General features: G+C 71.5%; 12 protein-coding genes and 2 pseudogenes. 8 read left to right on the top strand and 6 right to left on the bottom strand.

Going from position 1 to position 18,379, the window contains the following annotated elements:
* Positions 1–36: 36 nt before the first annotated feature.
* Together O1Q96_RS08570 and O1Q96_RS08565 are read right to left on the bottom strand one after the other, a co-directional pair.
* Positions 37–1,371 carry a sensor histidine kinase gene (locus O1Q96_RS08570; protein ID WP_269247578.1) on the bottom strand — a complete coding sequence of 445 codons (1,335 nt, stop codon included), beginning with the start codon at positions 1,369–1,371 and terminating at the stop codon, positions 37–39.
* A gap of 32 nt (positions 1,372–1,403) precedes the next feature.
* Positions 1,404–1,907, bottom strand: a complete 504-nt coding sequence (locus O1Q96_RS08565) for a hypothetical protein (protein ID WP_269247577.1) — start codon at positions 1,905–1,907, stop codon at positions 1,404–1,406.
* A 340-nt stretch (positions 1,908–2,247) separates the two neighbouring features.
* On the opposite strand from O1Q96_RS08565, the gene O1Q96_RS08560 reads away from it, so the two are divergent.
* Genes O1Q96_RS08560 through nirD form a run of 3 tightly spaced genes read left to right on the top strand, consistent with a single transcriptional unit; the run spans position 2,248 to position 6,431 of the window.
* A complete protein-coding gene (locus tag O1Q96_RS08560) occupies positions 2,248–3,477 on the top strand; it encodes an NAD(P)/FAD-dependent oxidoreductase (RefSeq protein ID WP_269247576.1) in 1,230 nt (409 codons plus the stop codon).
* Entirely contained in the window at positions 3,478–6,072 is a 2,595-nt protein-coding gene (gene nirB, locus O1Q96_RS08555) for a nitrite reductase large subunit NirB (protein ID WP_269247575.1), read from the top strand.
* Positions 6,069–6,431, top strand: coding sequence for a nitrite reductase small subunit NirD (nirD, locus tag O1Q96_RS08550; protein WP_269247574.1), 363 nt, complete (start codon positions 6,069–6,071; stop codon positions 6,429–6,431). Before nirB ends, nirD begins: the two co-directional genes overlap by 4 nt.
* Before the next feature lie 23 nt (positions 6,432–6,454).
* Here the strand turns inward: nirD and O1Q96_RS08545 are convergent, their stop codons facing one another.
* The 3 genes and pseudogenes from O1Q96_RS08545 to O1Q96_RS08535 form a co-directional block, all read right to left on the bottom strand.
* Positions 6,455–7,918, bottom strand: coding sequence for a sensor histidine kinase (locus O1Q96_RS08545; RefSeq protein WP_269247573.1), 1,464 nt, complete (start codon positions 7,916–7,918; stop codon positions 6,455–6,457).
* Positions 7,915–8,250 (bottom strand): annotated as a pseudogene (locus tag O1Q96_RS08540) (winged helix-turn-helix domain-containing protein); the annotation flags it as partial. The gene O1Q96_RS08545 and the pseudogene O1Q96_RS08540, both read right to left, overlap by 4 nt.
* Positions 8,251–9,063: 813 nt before the next feature.
* Positions 9,064–9,336: pseudogene (locus O1Q96_RS08535) on the bottom strand (response regulator); the annotation flags it as partial.
* Between the two features lie 283 nt (positions 9,337–9,619).
* Here O1Q96_RS08535 and O1Q96_RS08530 point away from each other — a divergent pair.
* The 5 genes from O1Q96_RS08530 to O1Q96_RS08510 all read left to right on the top strand — a co-directional run bounded on the left by O1Q96_RS08530 (position 9,620) and on the right by O1Q96_RS08510 (position 15,210).
* Positions 9,620–10,225, top strand: a complete 606-nt coding sequence (locus O1Q96_RS08530; protein WP_269247572.1) for a carbonic anhydrase — start codon at positions 9,620–9,622, stop codon at positions 10,223–10,225.
* Positions 10,226–10,539: 314 nt separating this feature from the next.
* Positions 10,540–12,204, top strand: coding sequence for a SulP family inorganic anion transporter (locus O1Q96_RS08525; RefSeq protein ID WP_269253533.1), 1,665 nt, complete (start codon positions 10,540–10,542; stop codon positions 12,202–12,204).
* A 132-nt stretch (positions 12,205–12,336) separates the two neighbouring features.
* Positions 12,337–13,269 (top strand): oxidoreductase, encoded by a 933-nt coding sequence (locus tag O1Q96_RS08520; protein WP_269247571.1) that lies wholly within the window; start codon positions 12,337–12,339, stop codon positions 13,267–13,269.
* 149 nt (positions 13,270–13,418) lie between these two features.
* Positions 13,419–14,579, top strand: coding sequence for an alkaline phosphatase PhoX (locus O1Q96_RS08515; RefSeq protein WP_269247570.1), 1,161 nt, complete (start codon positions 13,419–13,421; stop codon positions 14,577–14,579).
* A 217-nt stretch (positions 14,580–14,796) separates the two neighbouring features.
* Positions 14,797–15,210: an LAETG motif-containing sortase-dependent surface protein gene (locus O1Q96_RS08510; RefSeq protein WP_269247569.1), complete on the top strand. Its 414-nt coding sequence runs from the start codon at positions 14,797–14,799 to the stop codon at positions 15,208–15,210.
* Between the two features lie 171 nt (positions 15,211–15,381).
* Here the strand turns inward: O1Q96_RS08510 and ppdK are convergent, their stop codons facing one another.
* Entirely contained in the window at positions 15,382–18,132 is a 2,751-nt protein-coding gene (ppdK, locus tag O1Q96_RS08505; RefSeq protein WP_419586538.1) for a pyruvate, phosphate dikinase, read from the bottom strand.
* Positions 18,133–18,379: the final 247 nt, after the last annotated feature.

Genomic DNA, 18,379 nt, shown 5'->3' with positions numbered 1-18,379 from the left:
CCTCGTGATCAGTGAGCCGGGTTGCGGCGGCGAATTTCAGTACGGCAGCTCGACCGTGACCACCGTAGGCCCTCCCGGCGGGCTCTCGCAGGTGAGCGTGCCGTCGACGGCCCGTACCCGGGCGAGCAGGCCGGTGAGCCCCGAGCCCGCGCCGATCGCGGCCCCGCCGCGGCCCTCGTCCCCGACGGCGAGCCTGAGCAGCCCGGAGTGCGCGCTCACCGTCACCGTGGCGCCGGCCGCCCCGCTGTGTTTGGCCGCGTTGGCGAGGAGCTCGGCGGCGCAGAAGTAGGCGATGGACTCGACTGCGGGCGCGGGGCGGGCCCCGATGTCCGTGACGACCTCGACGGGCAGTGCGACGTCCGCCGCGAGGGTGGCGAGGGCCGTGTCCAGGCCCTGGTCCAGTACGGGCGGATGGATGCCCTTGACGAGGTGGCGCAGGTCGGCGATGGCCTGCTTGGCGTTGCCCTGGGCGGTGTCGACGACGGTGAGGAGCCGTTCGCGGCCGGCGTCCGCGCCGATCAGTTCCCGGATCATCGTCAGATGCATCGCGAGCCCGACGAGCCGGGCCTGCGTCCCGTCGTGCAGGTCGCGCTCGATCCGGCGGAGAGTGGCCGCCGCGTCGTCCACCGCCTGGGCGCGGGTCTCCTCCAGGGTGCGGATGCGGCGGTCCGCGGCGCTCGGGCCGAGCGTGGCGGCGAGCAGCAGGCGGTGCGGGGCGAGGCCGTGGCGCGTCAGCCAGGGCGCGGCCGACAGGAGGAGGAGTCCCACGGCCACCGGGAGCAGCCAGCGTGGCCAGGTGTCCAGCTGGACGCCGAGGACTTCCAGGGACACGTGCCGCACGGAGTCGCCTTCGCGGACGGTGTGGTGGTTCCACCGTCCGAGCAGGGGGTGCAGGCTCAGCTGGGTCCCGTAGGCGTACGCGCCCAGGACCGTCACGTACGCGATCACGGCCGTGACGGGCACGCCCAGCGCGCAGCCGACGGCACGCCATCCCGTACGGCCGAGGAGCAGGGCCCGCCGCCGGCCGAGCACTCCGTCGGCCCGGGGTGTCGGCGGCTCCTCGATGTCCAGGCGCAGCAGCCGGCGCGCCAGCGTCCTCTGGAGCGCGCCGAGCGCGAGCGCGCCCCGCACGGTCAGCGCGAGGACCCACAGCCCCAGCGTGGTCACGGACAGAACGCCGCCGACGAGCAGCCCCGCGAGCGTCAGCAGGCAGCCCAGGAGGGCGAGCGGCAGGGTGATCACCGCGTAGAGCAGGGCGGCCAGGGCCCGTGGCGTGAAGGCGGCGAGCACACGGCCCGCGGCCGTGGCCGCGAAGGCGGTGACCGGGTGGCGCGTGCCCCCGCCGGGGGCAGGGGCGGTCAGTCGGAGCATGGCGTGGGCCTGGGGTCGGGCATCCCGTCAACCTACGGGCGGGCGAGGAGCGCTGTCGCGAGACGCAGCTGGAGCGCGCCGAGGGCGCGGCCGAGCCACGGCATGAGCAGCAGGAACCCGACTCCGCCCACCACCGCGTGGAAGGCCCACGCGCCGGCGAGGGTCGGCCCGCCCCAGGCCGTGGCCGGGTCGCCGCCGCGCAGGGGCCAGCCGATGTTCATGGGGACGACCGACCAGCCGTAGAGCGTGACGACCGCCACCACCAGGTTCGGCGGCAGGGAGAGCAGGGCGTGGAGCGCGCCCCGTGAGGAGCCGGGCAGCTCCACACCGAGGAAGCGCCGGACTAGGCCCCGCTGCCACCGGCCCGCCCGGCGGCCGCCGAGCAGCGCCACCGGCAGGCTGACCAGCCCGACCGGCACGGCGAGCAGGGCGTACGCGACCCGCCGCCAGGTCCGTGCGGTGAACGGCTCGCGCACGAGCCGCCAGGCCCGTACGGCGGCGGCGTCCCGGGTGTACGGCTTCCGGGCGGTGTCCATGCTCGCTCCCTGTGTACGCGTGTCCGCGGGGCCGGGTCCGCGTGTTCCGTGGCGGCCGGGTCCGCGTGTTCCGTGGCGGCGCGGACCGCCGCGCGGGTGGCCCGACACCGCAAGGTTTCCGCGTCCCGGCCCCAAGACCGATGGTGCCCGCACGGATTTCGGGGGTTCGGTTAACCTCACCCCCGAGGGCGCCCCGGCCGGGTACGGCCCGCCTCACCAGGCCCTCTCCCCGGCCGCCGAGAACCCTCACATCCCCCTCCGGGCTCCGCTGAGGGCAGCGTTCCCCGCGGGAAACAGTCGTGATGCGGCCGGGTAACACCGGCACCGCACGCTGCCGTACATGACCTCGAATACGCGTGTGGTGGTGATCGGCGCCGGCCTCGCGGGCGTACGTCTCGCCCGCAGGCTCGGAGAGCTCGGCGTGCCCGCCGTGCTCGTCGGCGACGAGGAGCACACCCCGTACAACCGGGTTCTGCTCGCGGAGGTCCTGGCCGGGCGCTACGCCCCCGAGGTCATCGCGCTCCCGACGCCCGAGCGGCTGACCCGTGGCCGGGCCGTCCGCATCGACCGCGCGGAGCGGGAGGTGCACTTCGCCGACGGTTCGGTGATCGCATACGACACGCTGGTCCTGGCCACCGGCTCGAACCCGGTCCTGCCGCCCCTGCGCGGCCTGTTCGCCCCCGACCGGCACGAACTGCCCGACGGCGTGCACGCGTTCCGCACGATGGACGACTGCCTGGGGCTGTCCGAAGCCGTACGGCAGGACTCCAGGGCCGTCGTCATCGGCGGCGGCCTGCTGGGCGTCTCGGCGGCCCGCGCACTCGCCGAACGCGGCGCGCAGGTCGTACTGGCCCAGCAGGGCGAGCGACTGATGGAACGTCAGCTCGACCCGTCGGCGTCCAAGCTGGTGCTCCGGCACCTCAAGGACCTCGGCGTCGAGGTGCACATCGAGAGCCGGGTACGCGGCGTGCGCTGCGTCGGCGGCGCGGTCCGCTCGGTCGAGATGGCCGACGGCTACGCCCTCGACGCCGACCTGGTGGTGCTGGCCTGCGGAGTGCATCCGCGGGTGGGCCTCGCCCAGGACGCGGGCCTCGCCGTGCACAAGGGCGTCATTGTCGACGACGAACTGCGCACCTCCGACCCGCACATCCGGGCGATCGGCGACTGCGCCCAGCACAACGGCCAGGTCTACGGCCTCGCCGCTCCCGCGCTCGAACAGGCCGAGGTTCTGGCCGGGCTGCTCGCCCGGACCGCACCCGCCGAAGGTGCCGCTGGTTACAGCGGCACCCGCGCCCTGACCCGGCTGACCCTCTCCTCGGGCAACCCCCTGGACCTCGCCGCCTTCGGGGAGCACACACCGCTTCCCGGCGACGACGTCATCCAGCTCACCGACGCGACCCGCGGCACCTACCGCAAGGTCGTCGTCCGCGACGACCGGCTGGTCGGCGGGGTCCTCGTCGGGGAGCTCGGCACCGTCGGCGCGCTCGCCCGCGCCTGGGAGGGAGCAGAGCCGCTCCCCACGGACGGCGCACCGCTGCTCCACCTGCTCACCAACGATGGAGGCTCCTGAATGTCCGCCAGCCTGGAGGCCACCCCCACGATCGTGCTCGTCGGCCACGGCATGGTCGGCCAGCGCTTCCTCGAAGCGCTCGCCGAACGCGGCCTGACCGCCACGCACCGCGTGGTCGTGCTGTGCGAGGAGCCACGCCCCGCCTACGACCGCGTGCAGCTGACCTCGTACTTCTCGGGCACCTCGCCCGAGGAACTGTCCATGACGGACATGGAGTTCATCAAGGACCACGGGATCGAGCTGCACATCGGCGACCCCGCCGAGACGGTCGACCGGTCCGCGAAAACGGTGACGGCCCGCTCCGGCCTGGTCTTCGGCTACGACACGCTGGTCCTCGCCACCGGTTCGTTCCCCTTCGTACCTCCCGTCCCCAACAAGGACGCCGAGGGCTGCTTCGTCTACCGCACGATCGAGGACCTCCTCGCCATCGAGGAGTACGCCAGGTCGAGGACGACGGGCGCGGTGGTCGGCGGCGGTCTGCTCGGGCTGGAGGCCGCGGGCGCGCTGAAGGGCCTCGGGCTCACCTCCCACATCGTGGAGTTCGCACCCCGCCTGATGCCGGTCCAGGTCGACGAGGGCGGCGGCGCCGCGCTCCTGCGGACCATCGCGGACATGGGCCTGTCCGTCCACACGGGCGTGGGCACGCAGGAGATCCTGGTCGACGAGTCCGGCGCGGTCACCGGCATGAAGCTGTCCGACGGCTCCGAACTCGCCACCGAGCTGGTGGTGTTCTCCGCCGGTGTACGCCCCCGCGACCAGCTGGCCCGCGACTGCGGCCTGACGGTCGGCGAGCGCGGCGGCATCTCGGTCGACGAGCAGTGCCGCACGGTGAACGACCCGCACGTCTTCGCGATCGGCGAGTGCGCGCTGGCCTCCGACGGCCGGGTGTACGGCCTGGTCGCCCCCGGCTACGAGCAGGCCGAGACGGTCGCCGCGACCATCGCCGAGGACGAGGCGGAGTTCACCGGCGCCGACCTCTCCACCAAGCTGAAGCTGCTCGGCGTGGACGTGGCCTCGTTCGGTGACGCGCACGGCACGTCCGAGGACTGCCTCGACGTCGTCTACTCCGACTCCCGCGCGGGCCTGTACAAGAAGCTGGTCATCGGCCGCGACGGGACGCTGCTCGGCGGCATCCTCGTCGGCGACGCCGAGGCGTACGGCACGCTGCGGGCGTTCACCGGCTCGGTACCGCCGGTCTCCCCGGAACAGCTCGTCCTTCCGGCCGGCGCGGGCGCGGCCGTCCAGCTGGGCCCGTCCGCGCTGCCGGACGAGGCGATCATCTGCTCCTGCCACAACGTCACCAAGGGCGCGGTCCGCGGCGCGGTGACCGAGCACCGTTGCACGACGGTGCCCGAGGTGAAGAAGTGCACCAAGGCCGGTACGGGCTGCGGCAGTTGCGTCAAGGTCCTCGGCCAGCTGGTCACCTCCGAACTGGAGGCGAGCGGCGTCGAGGTCGACAAGGGCCTGTGCGGCTGCTTCTCACAGACCCGCGAGGAGCTGTACGAGATCGTCCTCGCCCTGCGCATCACCTCGTACCAGCAGCTCCTGGACCGCTACGGCCGTGACAACGCACGTGGCGGTGACGGCTGCGAGGTCTGCAAGCCCACGGTCGGCTCGATCATCGCCTCGCTCGCGCCCACCATCGGCGCGGACGGCTATGTCCTGGACGGCGAGCAGGCCTCCCTCCAGGACACCAACGACCACTTCCTCGCGAACCTGCAGAAGAACGGCTCGTACTCGATCGTGCCGCGCATCCCCGGCGGCGAGATCACGCCCGAGAAGCTCATCGTGATCGGTGAGGTGGCCCGGGACTTCGGCCTCTACACGAAGATCACGGGCGGTCAGCGGATCGACATGTTCGGCGCACGTGTCGAACAACTGCCGCTGATCTGGGCCCGGTTGGTGGACGCCGGTTTCGAGTCCGGGCACGCGTACGGAAAGTCGCTGCGGACCGTCAAGTCGTGCGTCGGGCAGACCTGGTGCCGTTACGGCGTCCAGGACTCGGTGCGCATGGCCATCGACCTGGAGCTGCGCTACCGGGGCCTCAGGTCCCCGCACAAGCTCAAGTCGGCGGTCTCGGGCTGTGCCCGCGAGTGCGCCGAGGCCCAGTCGAAGGACTTCGGCATCATCGCCACCGCCAACGGCTGGAACCTGTACGTCGGCGGCAACGGCGGCGCCACCCCGCGCCACGCCGACCTGCTCGCCCAGGACCTCTCCGACGCCGAACTGATCCGTCTGATCGACCGCTTCCTGATGTTCTACATCCGCACGGCCGACCGTCTGGAGCGCACCTCGACCTGGCTGGAGCGGATCGACGGCGGCCTGGACCACGTGCGCGACGTGGTGGTCGAGGACTCGCTGGGCATCTGCGAGGAGCTGGAGTCCCTGATGACCGCGCATGTCGCGGGCTACCGCGACGAGTGGGCCGAGACCATCAACGACCCGGAGAAGCTGTCCCGTTTCGTCTCCTTCGTGAACGCGCCGGACACCCCGGACCCGGTCGTCGGCTTCGTCCCCGAGCGCGACCAGATCAAGCCCGACCTGCCGCTGCTGACCATCGGCACGCGACCCCTGGAAGGAAGCGCCCAGCGATGACGCTCGCCCCCGAGACCACGACGATCAAGATCCAGCTCCGGCTGGACGGCCCGGCCGCCGACGACTGGTTCACGGTCTGCGACCTGTCCGTGCTGATCCCCGGCCGCGGCGTCGCGGCCCTGCTCCCGGACGGACGCCAGGTGGCGCTCTTCCTGGACCGTACGGGCCGGATGTACGCGATCGACAACCGTGACCCGTTCACCGGCGCGGCCGTCCTCTCCCGCGGCCTGACCGGCTCCCACCAGGGCCGCCCGTTCGTCGCCTCGCCCCTCCTCAAGCAGCGCTTCGACCTGGAGTCGGGGCAGTGCCTGGACGAGGACTCGGTGACGGTGACGACGTACGAGGTGCGGACGAGCTGAGGTCCGGACACCTCCCTCGGTCCTCAGGGTGAGGCGGTGGTCTCCAGCGGTCTGGCCGCCGGGGCCGTGGGGTCGCCCGCCGCGGGCAGCCGGACCACCGCGTCGAGCCCTCCGTGGACGGCCGGACGCAGGCTGATGTCGCCGCCGCTCGCGTGGGTGAGGCGCTGGACCAGGGCCAGGCCCAGACCCGTACCGCCCTTGGGGGCGCCGGGCGCCCGCCAGAAACGGTCGAAGGCCCGGCGGCGCTGCTCCTCGGTCATGCCCGGCCCCTCGTCCGTGACATGCAGTTCGACGCGGGCGGGGCCCGCCGGACGGTGGTGGAAGCGGCGTTCGTGGGTCGCCGGCCTGCGCAGGTCCACGGAGACGGTGGAGTGGGGCGGCGACACCTTCAGGGCGTTGGAGAGCAGGTTGTCCAGGATCTGCTCCACCGCGCCGGGCACGGCCAGGACGGGCCCGCCGTAGTCGCCGAGCAGCACGAGCTGTACGCCGTGCTGCTCGAACATCGGCGCCCAGGCCCGGTGCCGTTCGGCGCAGACCCGGTCCAGGTCCACCTGTTCGCGGACGGCGGCGCTCTCGTCGAGCCGCGCCATGGCCAGCAGTCCTTCGACCATTCTGGCGAGCCGGTCGGTCTCGGTCACCGCGGCGTCGAGGTTGCCCCGGGCGTGCAGCGCGATGTCGGACTCCAGGTTCTCCAGACGCAGCCGCAGCGCGGCGAGGGGCGTCTTGAGCTGGTGCGAGGCCTCGCCCGCGAAGGCGCGCTGGGAGGCGAGGAGGTGTTCGAGGCGGGCGGCGGTGCGGTTGAAGGTGGCGGCGAGACTGCGTACCTCCGGCGGCCCGTTCGTGATCGCCACGGGAGTGGCGGGGCCTCCGTCCGCCAACTTGTGTGTGGCGCGCTCCAGTTCGCGGATGGGGCGGCCGGTCCAGCTCGCGATGGCGAAGCCGATGACGGCGACGGCCGCGAGGACCGCGAGCCCGCCGAGGATGAGCAGCAGCCACACGTGCTGCACGCGCTCCGCCACCATCCGGCTGGGCACCGTGATCCGCACGGCGCCCAGCCTCTCGGCGCCGTGTGTCACCGGGGCCGCGACCGCGATGTACTCCACGCCGCCGATGGTGGACGTGCGCACGTCCGCGGTGGAGTCGCCCCTGAGCGCGGCCGCGATGCCGGGCCAGGAGGCCGGGTTGCCCGACTCGGCGCCGGACAGTTCGTGCGAGGTGGCCAGCAGGTCGCCGGAGCGGTCCACGATCAGCACCCTGCCGCCGATGCGCTCGGCGCAGTGGGCCGCCCGGCCGGGCAGGTCCTGCGTCGCGCGTCCGGCGTCGATGGACAGCGCGGCGAACGCCGAGACCGACTCCGCCTCGTCCTTCGCCGCGTTCATCACCCGCTCCAGCTCACCCCGCGAGTACACGAACCCCAGCGGAATCTCCAGACAGAGCAGGACCAGGGCGGTGAGGGCGAGATAGCTGAGGAGCAGCCGTCGGGTCATCGGTACGCCGCCGGCCGGCCCGGTGCCGGGTACGGGACGGGCGGCTGTGTGTGGACCGCCAGCCGGAAGCCGACCCCGCGCAGGGTCTGGATCCACGCCGAGTGCCCCAACTTCCGGCGCAGCGTGGCGACATGGACGTCCAGCGTCTTGGTCGGGCCCTGGTAGTGCGGGTCCCAGACCCGGTCGAGGATCTGCTGCCGCGAGTAGACCGCCCCGGGGTCCTCGGTGAGCAGCGCGAGCAGTTCGAACTCCTTCGGCGTCAGCGCGACGGAGGTCTCGCCGACCCAGACCTGCCGGGTCCGGCGGTCGACCACGAGGGGCCCCGGTGGCGGCCTCTCGGCACCCTCGTCCGGGTCGGGATCCGCGTCGGGCAGAGGTACGGGTTCGAAGTGCCGCGGGGCGTCCCTCCGGGCAGAGAACGGCTCCCCGCCGAACGGCTCTCCCCCGAACGACTCACCGGAGAACGGCTTCGCACCACGCGGCCCGCCGGGGGACGGCTCCGCGCCACGCGCCCCGCTCGGGAACGTCTCCGCACCACGGGGCGCGGAGGTCTCCCTCGGAGACGTTTCCGGGCCGCGCGCCTCGCTCGGGAACGGTTCCTGGCCGTCCGACGCACGGGAGAACGACTCCCCGCCGCCCGGCCCGCCGGAGAACGACTCCGCGCCACGCGCCTCACCGGAGAACGGCTCCGCGCCGCCCGACCCACGGATGAACGGCTCCGCGCCACCCGACCCACGGGTGAACAGCTCCACGCCGTCCGACCCACTGGTGAACGCCCCTGGGCCGCGCACCTCGTCCGGAAAGGGTTCCGTGCCGCGTGAGCTCGGGGCGAAGGGCCGCGCACCGGACGGCCCGGTGTCCGGAGCCTCCGGCGTGTACGGCCATCCGCTCTCCGGGGCGCCGGACTCGTACGGTTCGGCGCCCTGCACGCCCGCACCCGGCGGGCGCACGAGCGGTGTCCCCCGGGGAGGCGTCCCCGTGACGGGCGCCCCCACCCGGGGCACCCCGGCCGGAGGAGTCCCGAAGTCCCCCTCGGGGTGGCCCTGTCGCACGCCCCGCCCCAGTTGCGTGCGCCGTGTGACCGCCCGCACCCGGGCCACCAGCTCACGCAGGCTGAAAGGTTTCGCCAAGTAGTCGTCCGCGCCGAGCTCCAGGCCCAGCACCCGGTCGGCCTCCTCACCGCGCGCGCTGAGGATGATGATCGGCACGTCGGAGACCTGCCGGATGCCACGGCAGACGTCGATGCCGTCCATGTCGGGCAGGCCCAGATCGAGCAGGACGGCATCGCCGTAGGGCCCTCTCAGCCCTTCGGTCCCGGTGGAGACGCGGTCGACCGTCAGCCCGAAGTGGCCCAGACCCTCGGCGAGAGGTTCGGCGATCGTGTCGTCGTCCTCGATGAGCAGCACTCGTACGCCCATACGTCCTGTCTCCCCATGAACCCGGACAGCACGAATTCCGTGCCGTGAAGGAGTCACGCTACAAGAGCCGACAATGGCACACCGCATTAACCCCGGGTAATGTGACGGGTCGCTCAAAGACCGTCCACGGACGGCCGGTTGACGCCGGAGCGAGCCGACAGGACGAAATATGGGCCATTCCTGGTCCCGCTCTAGTGTTCCGTTAACCTTCGCCTGGCAATCACCCCTCTACGGTGGAGGAACGACGGGAAATACCTGTTCGGACCCCATGCCGGGAGGTGCCGTGAAGGCATTGCTGGACCGCGCCCGCTCGTTCGCTCGACGCGTCGATTTCGAGAGCGGCGAATACCGGAAGCTGGCCGAGGGCCAATATCCGGAGGCATTGTTCATTACTTGTTCGGACTCGCGGGTCATACCCGCCCTGATCACGGGCGCACGCCCCGGAGAGATATTCGAGCTGCGGAACGCGGGGAATATCGTCCCGCCGCACGGGCGGCCGGGCGCCTCGGGCGAGGCCGCCACCATCGAGTACGCACTGGAGGTGCTCGGCGTTCAGGACATCATCGTGTGCGGTCACTCCCACTGCGGTGCGATGGGCGCGCTGAAGTCCGGCGACGACCTGTCGGCGCTGCCCGGCGTGGACGCCTGGCTGGACCTGGCCCGCCCCGAGCTGGCACCCCTGCTCGACGGGGCCCTCGAAGACCCGTCGATGCCGGCCGTGGCGCAGCTCAACGTCGTCAACCAGCTTGCGGCACTGCGGAGTTATCCGATAGCGCGGCAGCGGATCGACTCGGGAAGGCTGCGGCTGCACGGCTGGTACTACGAGGTCGACACGGGCCAGGTGCACGAGCTGGACGAGGACGGCCGCTTCCGGGTGCACGCCCTGTGAGCGGCCTGCACGCACGCGGGCGCGTACCGGCCCACTCCAGGATCCCGCCGCAGCCACCGGACCCGCCTCCCGCCCCCGGCGCCCGCCAGGCGTACGACGACTTCGACGACTTCGACGACTTCGGCAGCTTCGACGGCTTCGAGCACCACGCAGGCCACGCGGCTGCCACCCACGCCGTCGGCACTTCCGGTGCCGCCGAGCCCGGCGGCACCGGCACCGGCGGAAGCAACAGGGGTGGCAAGGGCAGCAGTTGGCTCAGCAGGAGCGGTAAGAACAGCAAGGGAAGCCAGGGCGACAAGAGGCCCGGGGTCGACCTGGCCACCGAGATCACCGCCTCGCTCGTCGTCTTCCTCGTCGCTCTCCCTCTGTGCATCGGCGTCGCCGTGGCCTCCGGCGTCCCCGCCGAACTGGGCATCATCTCCGGTGTCATCGGCGGTCTGGTCGTCGGCGCGGCTCGTGGCAGCACCCTCCAGGTCAGCGGTCCCGCGGCCGGGTTGGCGGCCCTCGTCGCGGAGACCGTCCTCCAGTACGGCGTGGCCATGCTCGGTGTGATCGTCCTCGGCGCCGGCATCCTGCAGATCGTTCTCGGCCTGGTCCGGCTCGGCCGGATCTTCCAGGCGATCTCCCTGGCCGTCGTCCAGGGCATGCTCGCGGGCATCGGACTGCCGCTGATGTTCAGCCAGCTCTATCCGATGTCCGACTCCAAGGCCCCCGGCACCCCGGTCGAGAACATGGCCGGTCTCCCCGGGCTGATCGCCGACACGGTGACGAACCCCGACGCGCTCGTCGCCGCGGGACTCGGTGCGGCCACCATCGCCCTGAGCTTCCTGTGGAAGGGGATGCCCGGCCCGGTGAAGAAGGTCCCGGCCGCGCTCGTGGCCGTCGGGATCGGCATCGGCGTCGCCTCCCTGCCGGGCGTGGACGTGCAGACGCTCCAGGTGGGCAACCTGCTCGCCTCCGTCGACGTACCCGGCCCGAAGGAGTTCGCCGGCCTCGCCGACGTCGGGATCATCACCGCGATCCTCACCTTCACGGTGATCGCCTCGGCGGAGAGCCTCTTCACGGCCGCCGCCGTGGACCGCATGCACAGCGGGCCGCGCACCCGCTACAACCCGGAACTCATCGCCCAGGGCGCCGGAAACACGGTGGCGGGCCTCCTCGGCGCGCTGCCCATCACGGCGGTGGTGGCCCGCAGTTCGGCGAACGTCCAGGCGGGCGCCAAGACCCGCCTCTCCCGCACACTCCACGGCCTGTGGCTGCTCGCCTTCGCGCTGCTCCTGCCCCAGGTACTGGCCCTGATCCCGATCTCCGTCCTCGCGGGCGTCCTCGTCCACAGCGGCTGGAAGCTCTTCGCGCCCGCGGAGTTCCCGAAGATGTGGCGCCAGGACCGGGGCGAGTTCGCGGTGATGACGCTCACCACCCTGGTCATCGTGGCGACCGCGCTGCTCGAAGGTGTCCTCTTCGGCCTCGCCGCGGGGATCGTCCTGGCCGCGCTGCGGATGTCCCAGACCGTCATCAAGCAGCATCTGGAGGAGGACACCGCCAAGGTCGTCATGGCGGGCAACGCCACGTTCCTGCGGCTGCCCCAGCTGATCGAGGCCCTGGAGGCCGCCGCCGAGGCGGGCAGGCCGCGTATCCGGCTCGACCTGACGGGGGTGACCCACCTCGACCACGCCTGCCGCAGCCAGGTCGAGGAGTTCGTCGCGCAGCAACGAGGGCTCGGGCTGCGCGTGGAGCTGCTGATGCCGGGTCCGGCGAAGCCTGCGGGTACGCCGACGGGCGTGGCGGACACGGCGGTTGGTGAGCATGTGCCCTCACCGGCTCACCCGGCAGGCAACGCGCCTCCCGGGCAGCCGTACGCGCCCCCGGCCACGGTCCCGGCTCCGGGCCCGAGCCCTACCGCCGAGTGGTTCTATCTCGACACCCGGCCCATGCCCGAGGAGTACCCGATCCGGCCGGAGGAGTACGTCTCCCGCTGAGCGCCGCCTGGGCCGTTCGTACCTGCGGGATGTTTGTGGCTGGTCGCGCAGTTCCCCGCGCCCCTTGCGGGGCGCCGTGACGCCGGCCCCCTCTAGGCTGTGGAGCCACCCATACGTGGAGGGAGCCGAGCCATGGCCGGCTGGAGCGCGAACGACATACCCGAGCAGAGCGGCCGCACGGCCATCGTCACCGGGGCGAACAGCGGGATCGGGTACGTCACCGCCCGCGAACTGGCCCGGCGGGGCGCCCGGGTCGTCCTCGCCTGCCGCAGCGAGAGCCGCGGAACCGAGGCCGCCGACCGCCTGACCGACGAAGTGCCGGACGCGGACGTGCAGTTCGTACGTCTGGACCTCGGGGACCTTGACTCCGTACGGGAGTTCGCGGCGGCGTACGGCAGCGCGCACGACCGACTCGACGTGCTCGTCAACAACGCGGGCGTGATGGCGCTCCCGCAGGGCCGCACGGTGGACGGCTTCGAGACGCAGTTCGGGGTCAACCACCTCGGCCACTTCGCGCTCACCGGGCTGCTGCTGCCGACCCTGCTCACCACGCCCGGCGCACGCGCGGTGAGTCTGTCCAGCACCATGCACGCGACGGCGAACATCGACATCAACGACCTCAACAGCGAGCAGAAGTACGGGCGTTGGACCGCATACAGCCGATCCAAGACGGCCAACCTGCTGTTCGTGCACGAGTTGGCCCGTCGGCTCGCCGCCGCCGGCTCCGACGTCGTGGCGGCGGCCGCGCATCCCGGTTACGCCGCCACCAACCTCCAGACCGCGGGCCCGAGGATGGAGGGCCGCCGAGTCTCCCAGCGGTTCATGGAGACGGGCAACCGCTTCTTCGCGCAGTCCGCGGAGGCGGGCGCCCTCCCCACGCTGTACGCGGCGACCGCTCCCGGCGTACGCCCGGACTCCTTCACCGGCCCTTCGTTCCTGGGCTGGCGCGGTTCCCCCGCGAAGTCGTGGCGCGCGAAGTGGACACTCAACGACACGGCGGGGCAACGGCTCTGGGAGGAGTCGGAGCGGCTGACGGGAGTCACGTACGACGCTCTGAAGGCGTGACGCCCGGGCGTACGGGGCACCATCCTCATGACGCGTACACGTCATCGCCTGTCCATGGCGCGTCCACCCCGCACTCCTAGGCTCCGACGGTGCGCGACCCCGTCCCCGACCGGCGGACGGGGCGTCCCCGGCACCCCCTTGGAGCGACAGTGGAACGTCGTACCCTCCTGCGCGCGGCCGTCCTCGGCGGTTCGTCGGCCGTCCTCGGCGGAACCCTGTGGCGCGGCGCCGCGTACGCCGCGCCCGCCCAGCCCGGCCCGGGCCCGTACGGGGCACTCGGCCCGGCGGACGCGAACGGTGTCAGACTGCCGAGCGGTTTCACCAGCCGGGTGATCGCCAGATCGGGCCGGACGGTGTCCGGCACCTCGTACACCTGGCACAACGCCCCTGACGGCGGGGCCTGTTACGCCGACGGAGCCGGCTGGATCTACGTGTCCAACTCGGAGATCAACCCGTCGGGCGGCGCGAGCGCGGTCAAGTTCTCCTCGACGGGGACGGTCACCGGCGCGTACCGCGTCCTGTCCGGCACCCGGCAGAACTGCGCGGGCGGCAGAACTCCGTGGAACACCTGGCTGTCCTGCGAGGAGGTGTCCCTCGGATACGTCTACGAGACCGACCCGTGGGGTGTGAACGCGGCCGTGCGCCGGGACGCCATGGGCCGCTTCAAGCACGAGGCGGCCGCCGCAGACCCGGTGCGCAAAGTGGTCTACCTGACGGAGGACGAGACGAACGGCTGCCTCTACCGCTTCGTACCGACGACCTGGGGCAGCCTCGCCACCGGCACCCTCCAGGTCATGGTCGCCGGGTCGGCCACCTCCGGCTCCTTCACCTGGGCGAACGTGCCCGACCCGGACGGCTCCCCCACCACGACGCGTACCCAGGTCTCCGGCTCGAAGAAGTTCAACGGCGGCGAGGGCTGCCACTACGCCGACGACACCGTCTGGTTCACCACCAAGGGCGACAACCGTGTCTGGCAGCTCAATCTGGCCACCAACACCTACGAACTCGCGTACGACGACTCGCTCGTGACCTCGGGCACGGCTCCGCTGACCGGCGTCGACAACATCACCGGGACCTCCTCGGGCGACCTGTTCGTCGCGGAGGACGGCGGCACCATGGAGATCTGTGTGATCACGCCCGCCGACGTGATCGCCCCGTTCCTCCGCCTCGACGGCCAGTCCGGCTCCGAGATCACCGGCCCCGCCTTCTCCCCCGACGGCACCCGCCTCTACTTCTCCAGCCAGCGCGGCACCAGCGGCAGTTCGTCCGGCGGCATCACGTACGAGGTGAAGGGGCCGTTCCGCTCGTAGTCGCTTCTTCGCGACCCCGGAGAGCACGCCCGCCGGGTGTACGGAACGCGGGTCCGTGAGCGGAGAGCTACCGTCCGGTCACGTCACGTTCGCATCACGGGTCCGTCGTTCCGCCGCGGCATCAATCACCCCTCTCGTACTTTCGTCACCTCAAATCCGACTGATCGCCTCTCCGTGATCATGCCTACGGATATCAGCACAATATGAGGGGCTCCTCGTGAACCTGATCCGCAAGCCCGCCGCCGTGGCCCTCGCCGCACTGGCCCTGGCCGTCCTGCCGGCCACCGCCGAGGCCCACGACGGCGACGGGGCGTTCAAGAACTGCACCGAGGCGTACGCGAAGGGGCACGCCAACATCGCCAGGGGCGACAAGCACTACGGCGACCATCTCGACCGGGACCAGGACGGCGTCGGCTGCGACAAGCCGCCCGCCGGTTTCGTCGCCGCGCAGGACGAGGGCGCGGACGACGCCGAGGACAGTTCCTCCGCCCCCGCCGAGCAGCAGGGCACGGACCTGGCCGAGACCGGTGGCAGCGGCGTCACGTCGTACCTCGCGGGCGGCGGGGCGGTCGTCCTCCTCGCGGGCGGCGGCCTGCTGGTCGCGGCCCGCAGGCGCGGCAACTCCGGCTGACCGCCGGGCGCACCCGCCTCACCCGAGAACGCGGGAGGCACCGCGGAACGCGGGAAGAGCGGCGAAGGGGCGGCACCTCCGCACAGGTGCCGCCCCTTCGCTTTCGTACGCCGGATCCGTCGTCCGTCGGTGAGGGTGGGTGACGGATCCGGGGCCCGGAGTCCGGTGGACCTACCGGTGGTCGCTCCCCTGCGAGGAGGAGGCCGCACGGCCCGCCTCCAGGCGCGCCACCGGGATGCGGAACGGCGAGCAGGAGACGTAGTCGAGTCCCACCTCGTGGAAGAAGTGGACCGACTCCGGGTCGCCGCCGTGCTCCCCGCAGACGCCGAGCTTCAGGTCGGGGCGGGTGGCGCGGCCGGCCTCCACCGCCAGCTTCACCAGGGAACCGACGCCGTCGCGGTCGATCGTCTCGAACGGGCTGACGCCGAAGATGCCCTTCTCCAGGTAGGCCGTGAAGAACGAGGCCTCCACGTCGTCGCGGCTGAAGCCCCACACCGTCTGGGTCAGGTCGTTCGTGCCGAAGGAGAAGAACTGCGCCGCCTCGGCGATCTGACCGGCGGTCAGCGCGGCGCGCGGCAGCTCGATCATCGTGCCGATGGAGAGCTTCAGCTGGACGCCCGTGGCCGCCTCGACCTCCGCGATGACCTCGTCGGCCTCCTCGCGGACGATCTCCAGCTCCTGGACCGTGCCGACGAGCGGGATCATGATCTCCGCGCGCGGGTCGCCCTTGGCGGTCTTGCGCTCGGCCGCGGCCTCGGCGATGGCCCGTACCTGCATGGTGAACAGGCCGGGGATGACCAGGCCGAGGCGCACGCCGCGCAGCCCCAGCATCGGGTTCTGCTCGTGCAGGCGGTGGACGGCCTGCAGGAGGCGCAGTTCGTTCTCGTGGGGCTCCTGACGGGACTCCGCCAGCGCCACACGGACCGACAGTTCGGTGATGTCGGGCAGGAACTCGTGCAGCGGCGGGTCCAGGAGGCGGACGGTGACCGGGAGGCCGTCCATCGCCGAGAACAGCTCCACGAAGTCCTGCTTCTGGAGCGGAAGGAGCGCCTTCAGCGACTCCTCGCGCTCGGCCTCCGTGTCCGCGAGGATCAGGCGCTCGACCAGCTCACGGCGGTCGCCGAGGAACATGTGCTCCGTACGGCACAGACCGATGCCCTGGGCACCGAAGCGGCGGGCGCGCATCGCGTCCTCGGCGTTGTCCGCGTTGGCGCGCACCCGCAGGCGGCGCTTGCGGTCGGCGAACGCCATGATCCGGTGCACGGCCTCGACCAGCTCGTCGGCGTCGTTGGCGCCGGCGTGCATCCGGCCCTCGAAGTACTCCACGACCGGGGAGGGCACGACGGGCACCTCGCCCAGGTACACCTTGCCGCTGGAGCCGTCGATGGAGATGACGTCGCCCTCCTCGACGACGTGACCGCCGGGGACCGTCATCCGGCGGCGCTTGGTGTCGACCTCGAGCTCCTCCGCGCCGCACACGCAGGTCTTGCCCATGCCACGCGCCACGACGGCCGCGTGGGAGGTCTTGCCGCCGCGCGAGGTGAGGATGCCCTCGGCCGCGATCATGCCGTCGAGGTCGTCGGGGTTCGTCTCACGGCGGACCAGGATGACCTTCTCTCCGGACCGGGACCACTTCACGGCCGTGTACGAGTCGAAGACCGCCTTGCCCACGGCGGCGCCCGGCGAGGCCGCGATGCCCCGGCCGACCTTCTCCACCTTCGCCTCGTCGTCGAAGCGCGGGAACATCAGCTGCGCGAGCTGGGCACCGGTGACGCGCTGGAGCGCCTCGGCCTCGTCGATGAGTCCCTGGTCCACGAGCTGCGTGGCGATACGGAAGGCGGCACCGGCCGTCCGCTTGCCGACGCGGGTCTGGAGCATCCACAGCTGCCCGCGCTCGATGGTGAACTCGATGTCGCAGAGGTCCCTGTAGTGGTTCTCCAGCGTCGCCATGATCTGCATCAGCTGGTCGTACGACTTCTTGTCGATCTGCTCCAGCTCGGCGAGCGGGACGGTGTTGCGGATACCCGCGACCACGTCCTCGCCCTGGGCGTTCTGCAGGTAGTCGCCGTACACGCCCCGGTGGCCGGAGGCCGGGTCCCGGGTGAAGGCGACGCCGGTGCCCGAGTCGGGGCCGAGGTTGCCGAAGACCATGGAACAGACGTTGACGGCCGTGCCCAGGTCGCCCGGGATGCGCTCCTGGCGGCGGTAGAGCTTCGCGCGGTCCGTGTTCCAGGAGTCGAAGACCGCGTGGATGGCGAGGTCCATCTGCTCGCGCGGGTCCTGCGGGAAGTCCCGCCCGGCCTCGGTCTTGACGATCTTCTTGAACTTGGTGACGAGCTTCTTGAGGTCGGCCGCTTCGAGGTCGGTGTCGACCGCGACCTTCTTGGTGTGCTTGGCCGCCTCCAGCGCCTCCTCGAAGAGGTCGCCGTCGACGCCGAGGACCGTCTTGCCGAACATCTGGATGAGACGGCGGTACGAGTCCCACGCGAAGCGGTCGTCTCCGGCCTGCTTGGCCAGGCCCTGCACGGACTTGTCGGAGAGGCCGATGTTCAGGACGGTGTCCATCATGCCCGGCATGGAGAACTTCGCCCCGGAACGGACGGAGACCAGCAGCGGGTCGTCGGCCTGGCCGAGCTTCTTGCCCATCTTCGCTTCGAGCGCGTCGAGGTGTGCACTCACCTCGTCACGCAGTGCCGCCGGCTCCTCGCCGCTGTCGAGGTAGGTCTTACAGGCCTCGGTCGAGATCGTGAAGCCCGGAGGGACGGGAAGGCCCAGGTTGGTCATCTCGGCGAGGTTGGCACCCTTGCCGCCGAGGAGATCCTTGAGTTCCTTGTTGCCTTCGGTGAAGTCATAGACGAACTTCACGCCCTCGAGGCCGCTGTCGCCGGTCTCAGCTACGTGGGGATCTTTGTTTTCCGACACGGGTCTCGACTCCTCGACGACGCGGTGGCTGCCCTGACGACGGGGAACATACCCAGATCGAAGGCGTCTGGGTACGTCCACTTGCGTGTCATACGGCCGTAACCAGTCGTCCGCCAGCAGATCGAAAGTCAACAACAGGTAAGCCGACGGAGCATCCGGCGTTCACTTCTTGAAGGAGTCAACACCCGTAGATGCCGGATAGCGCTCATACGAGCAGCCCTCAGCACGCCTGAGTTCAGATCGTAAA

Origin of the sequence: Streptomyces aurantiacus, assembly GCF_027107535.1 — a bacterium.
In the GTDB taxonomy this organism is placed as follows: domain Bacteria; phylum Actinomycetota; class Actinomycetes; order Streptomycetales; family Streptomycetaceae; genus Streptomyces.
This window is presented reverse-complemented; position numbering and strand designations above follow the sequence as displayed.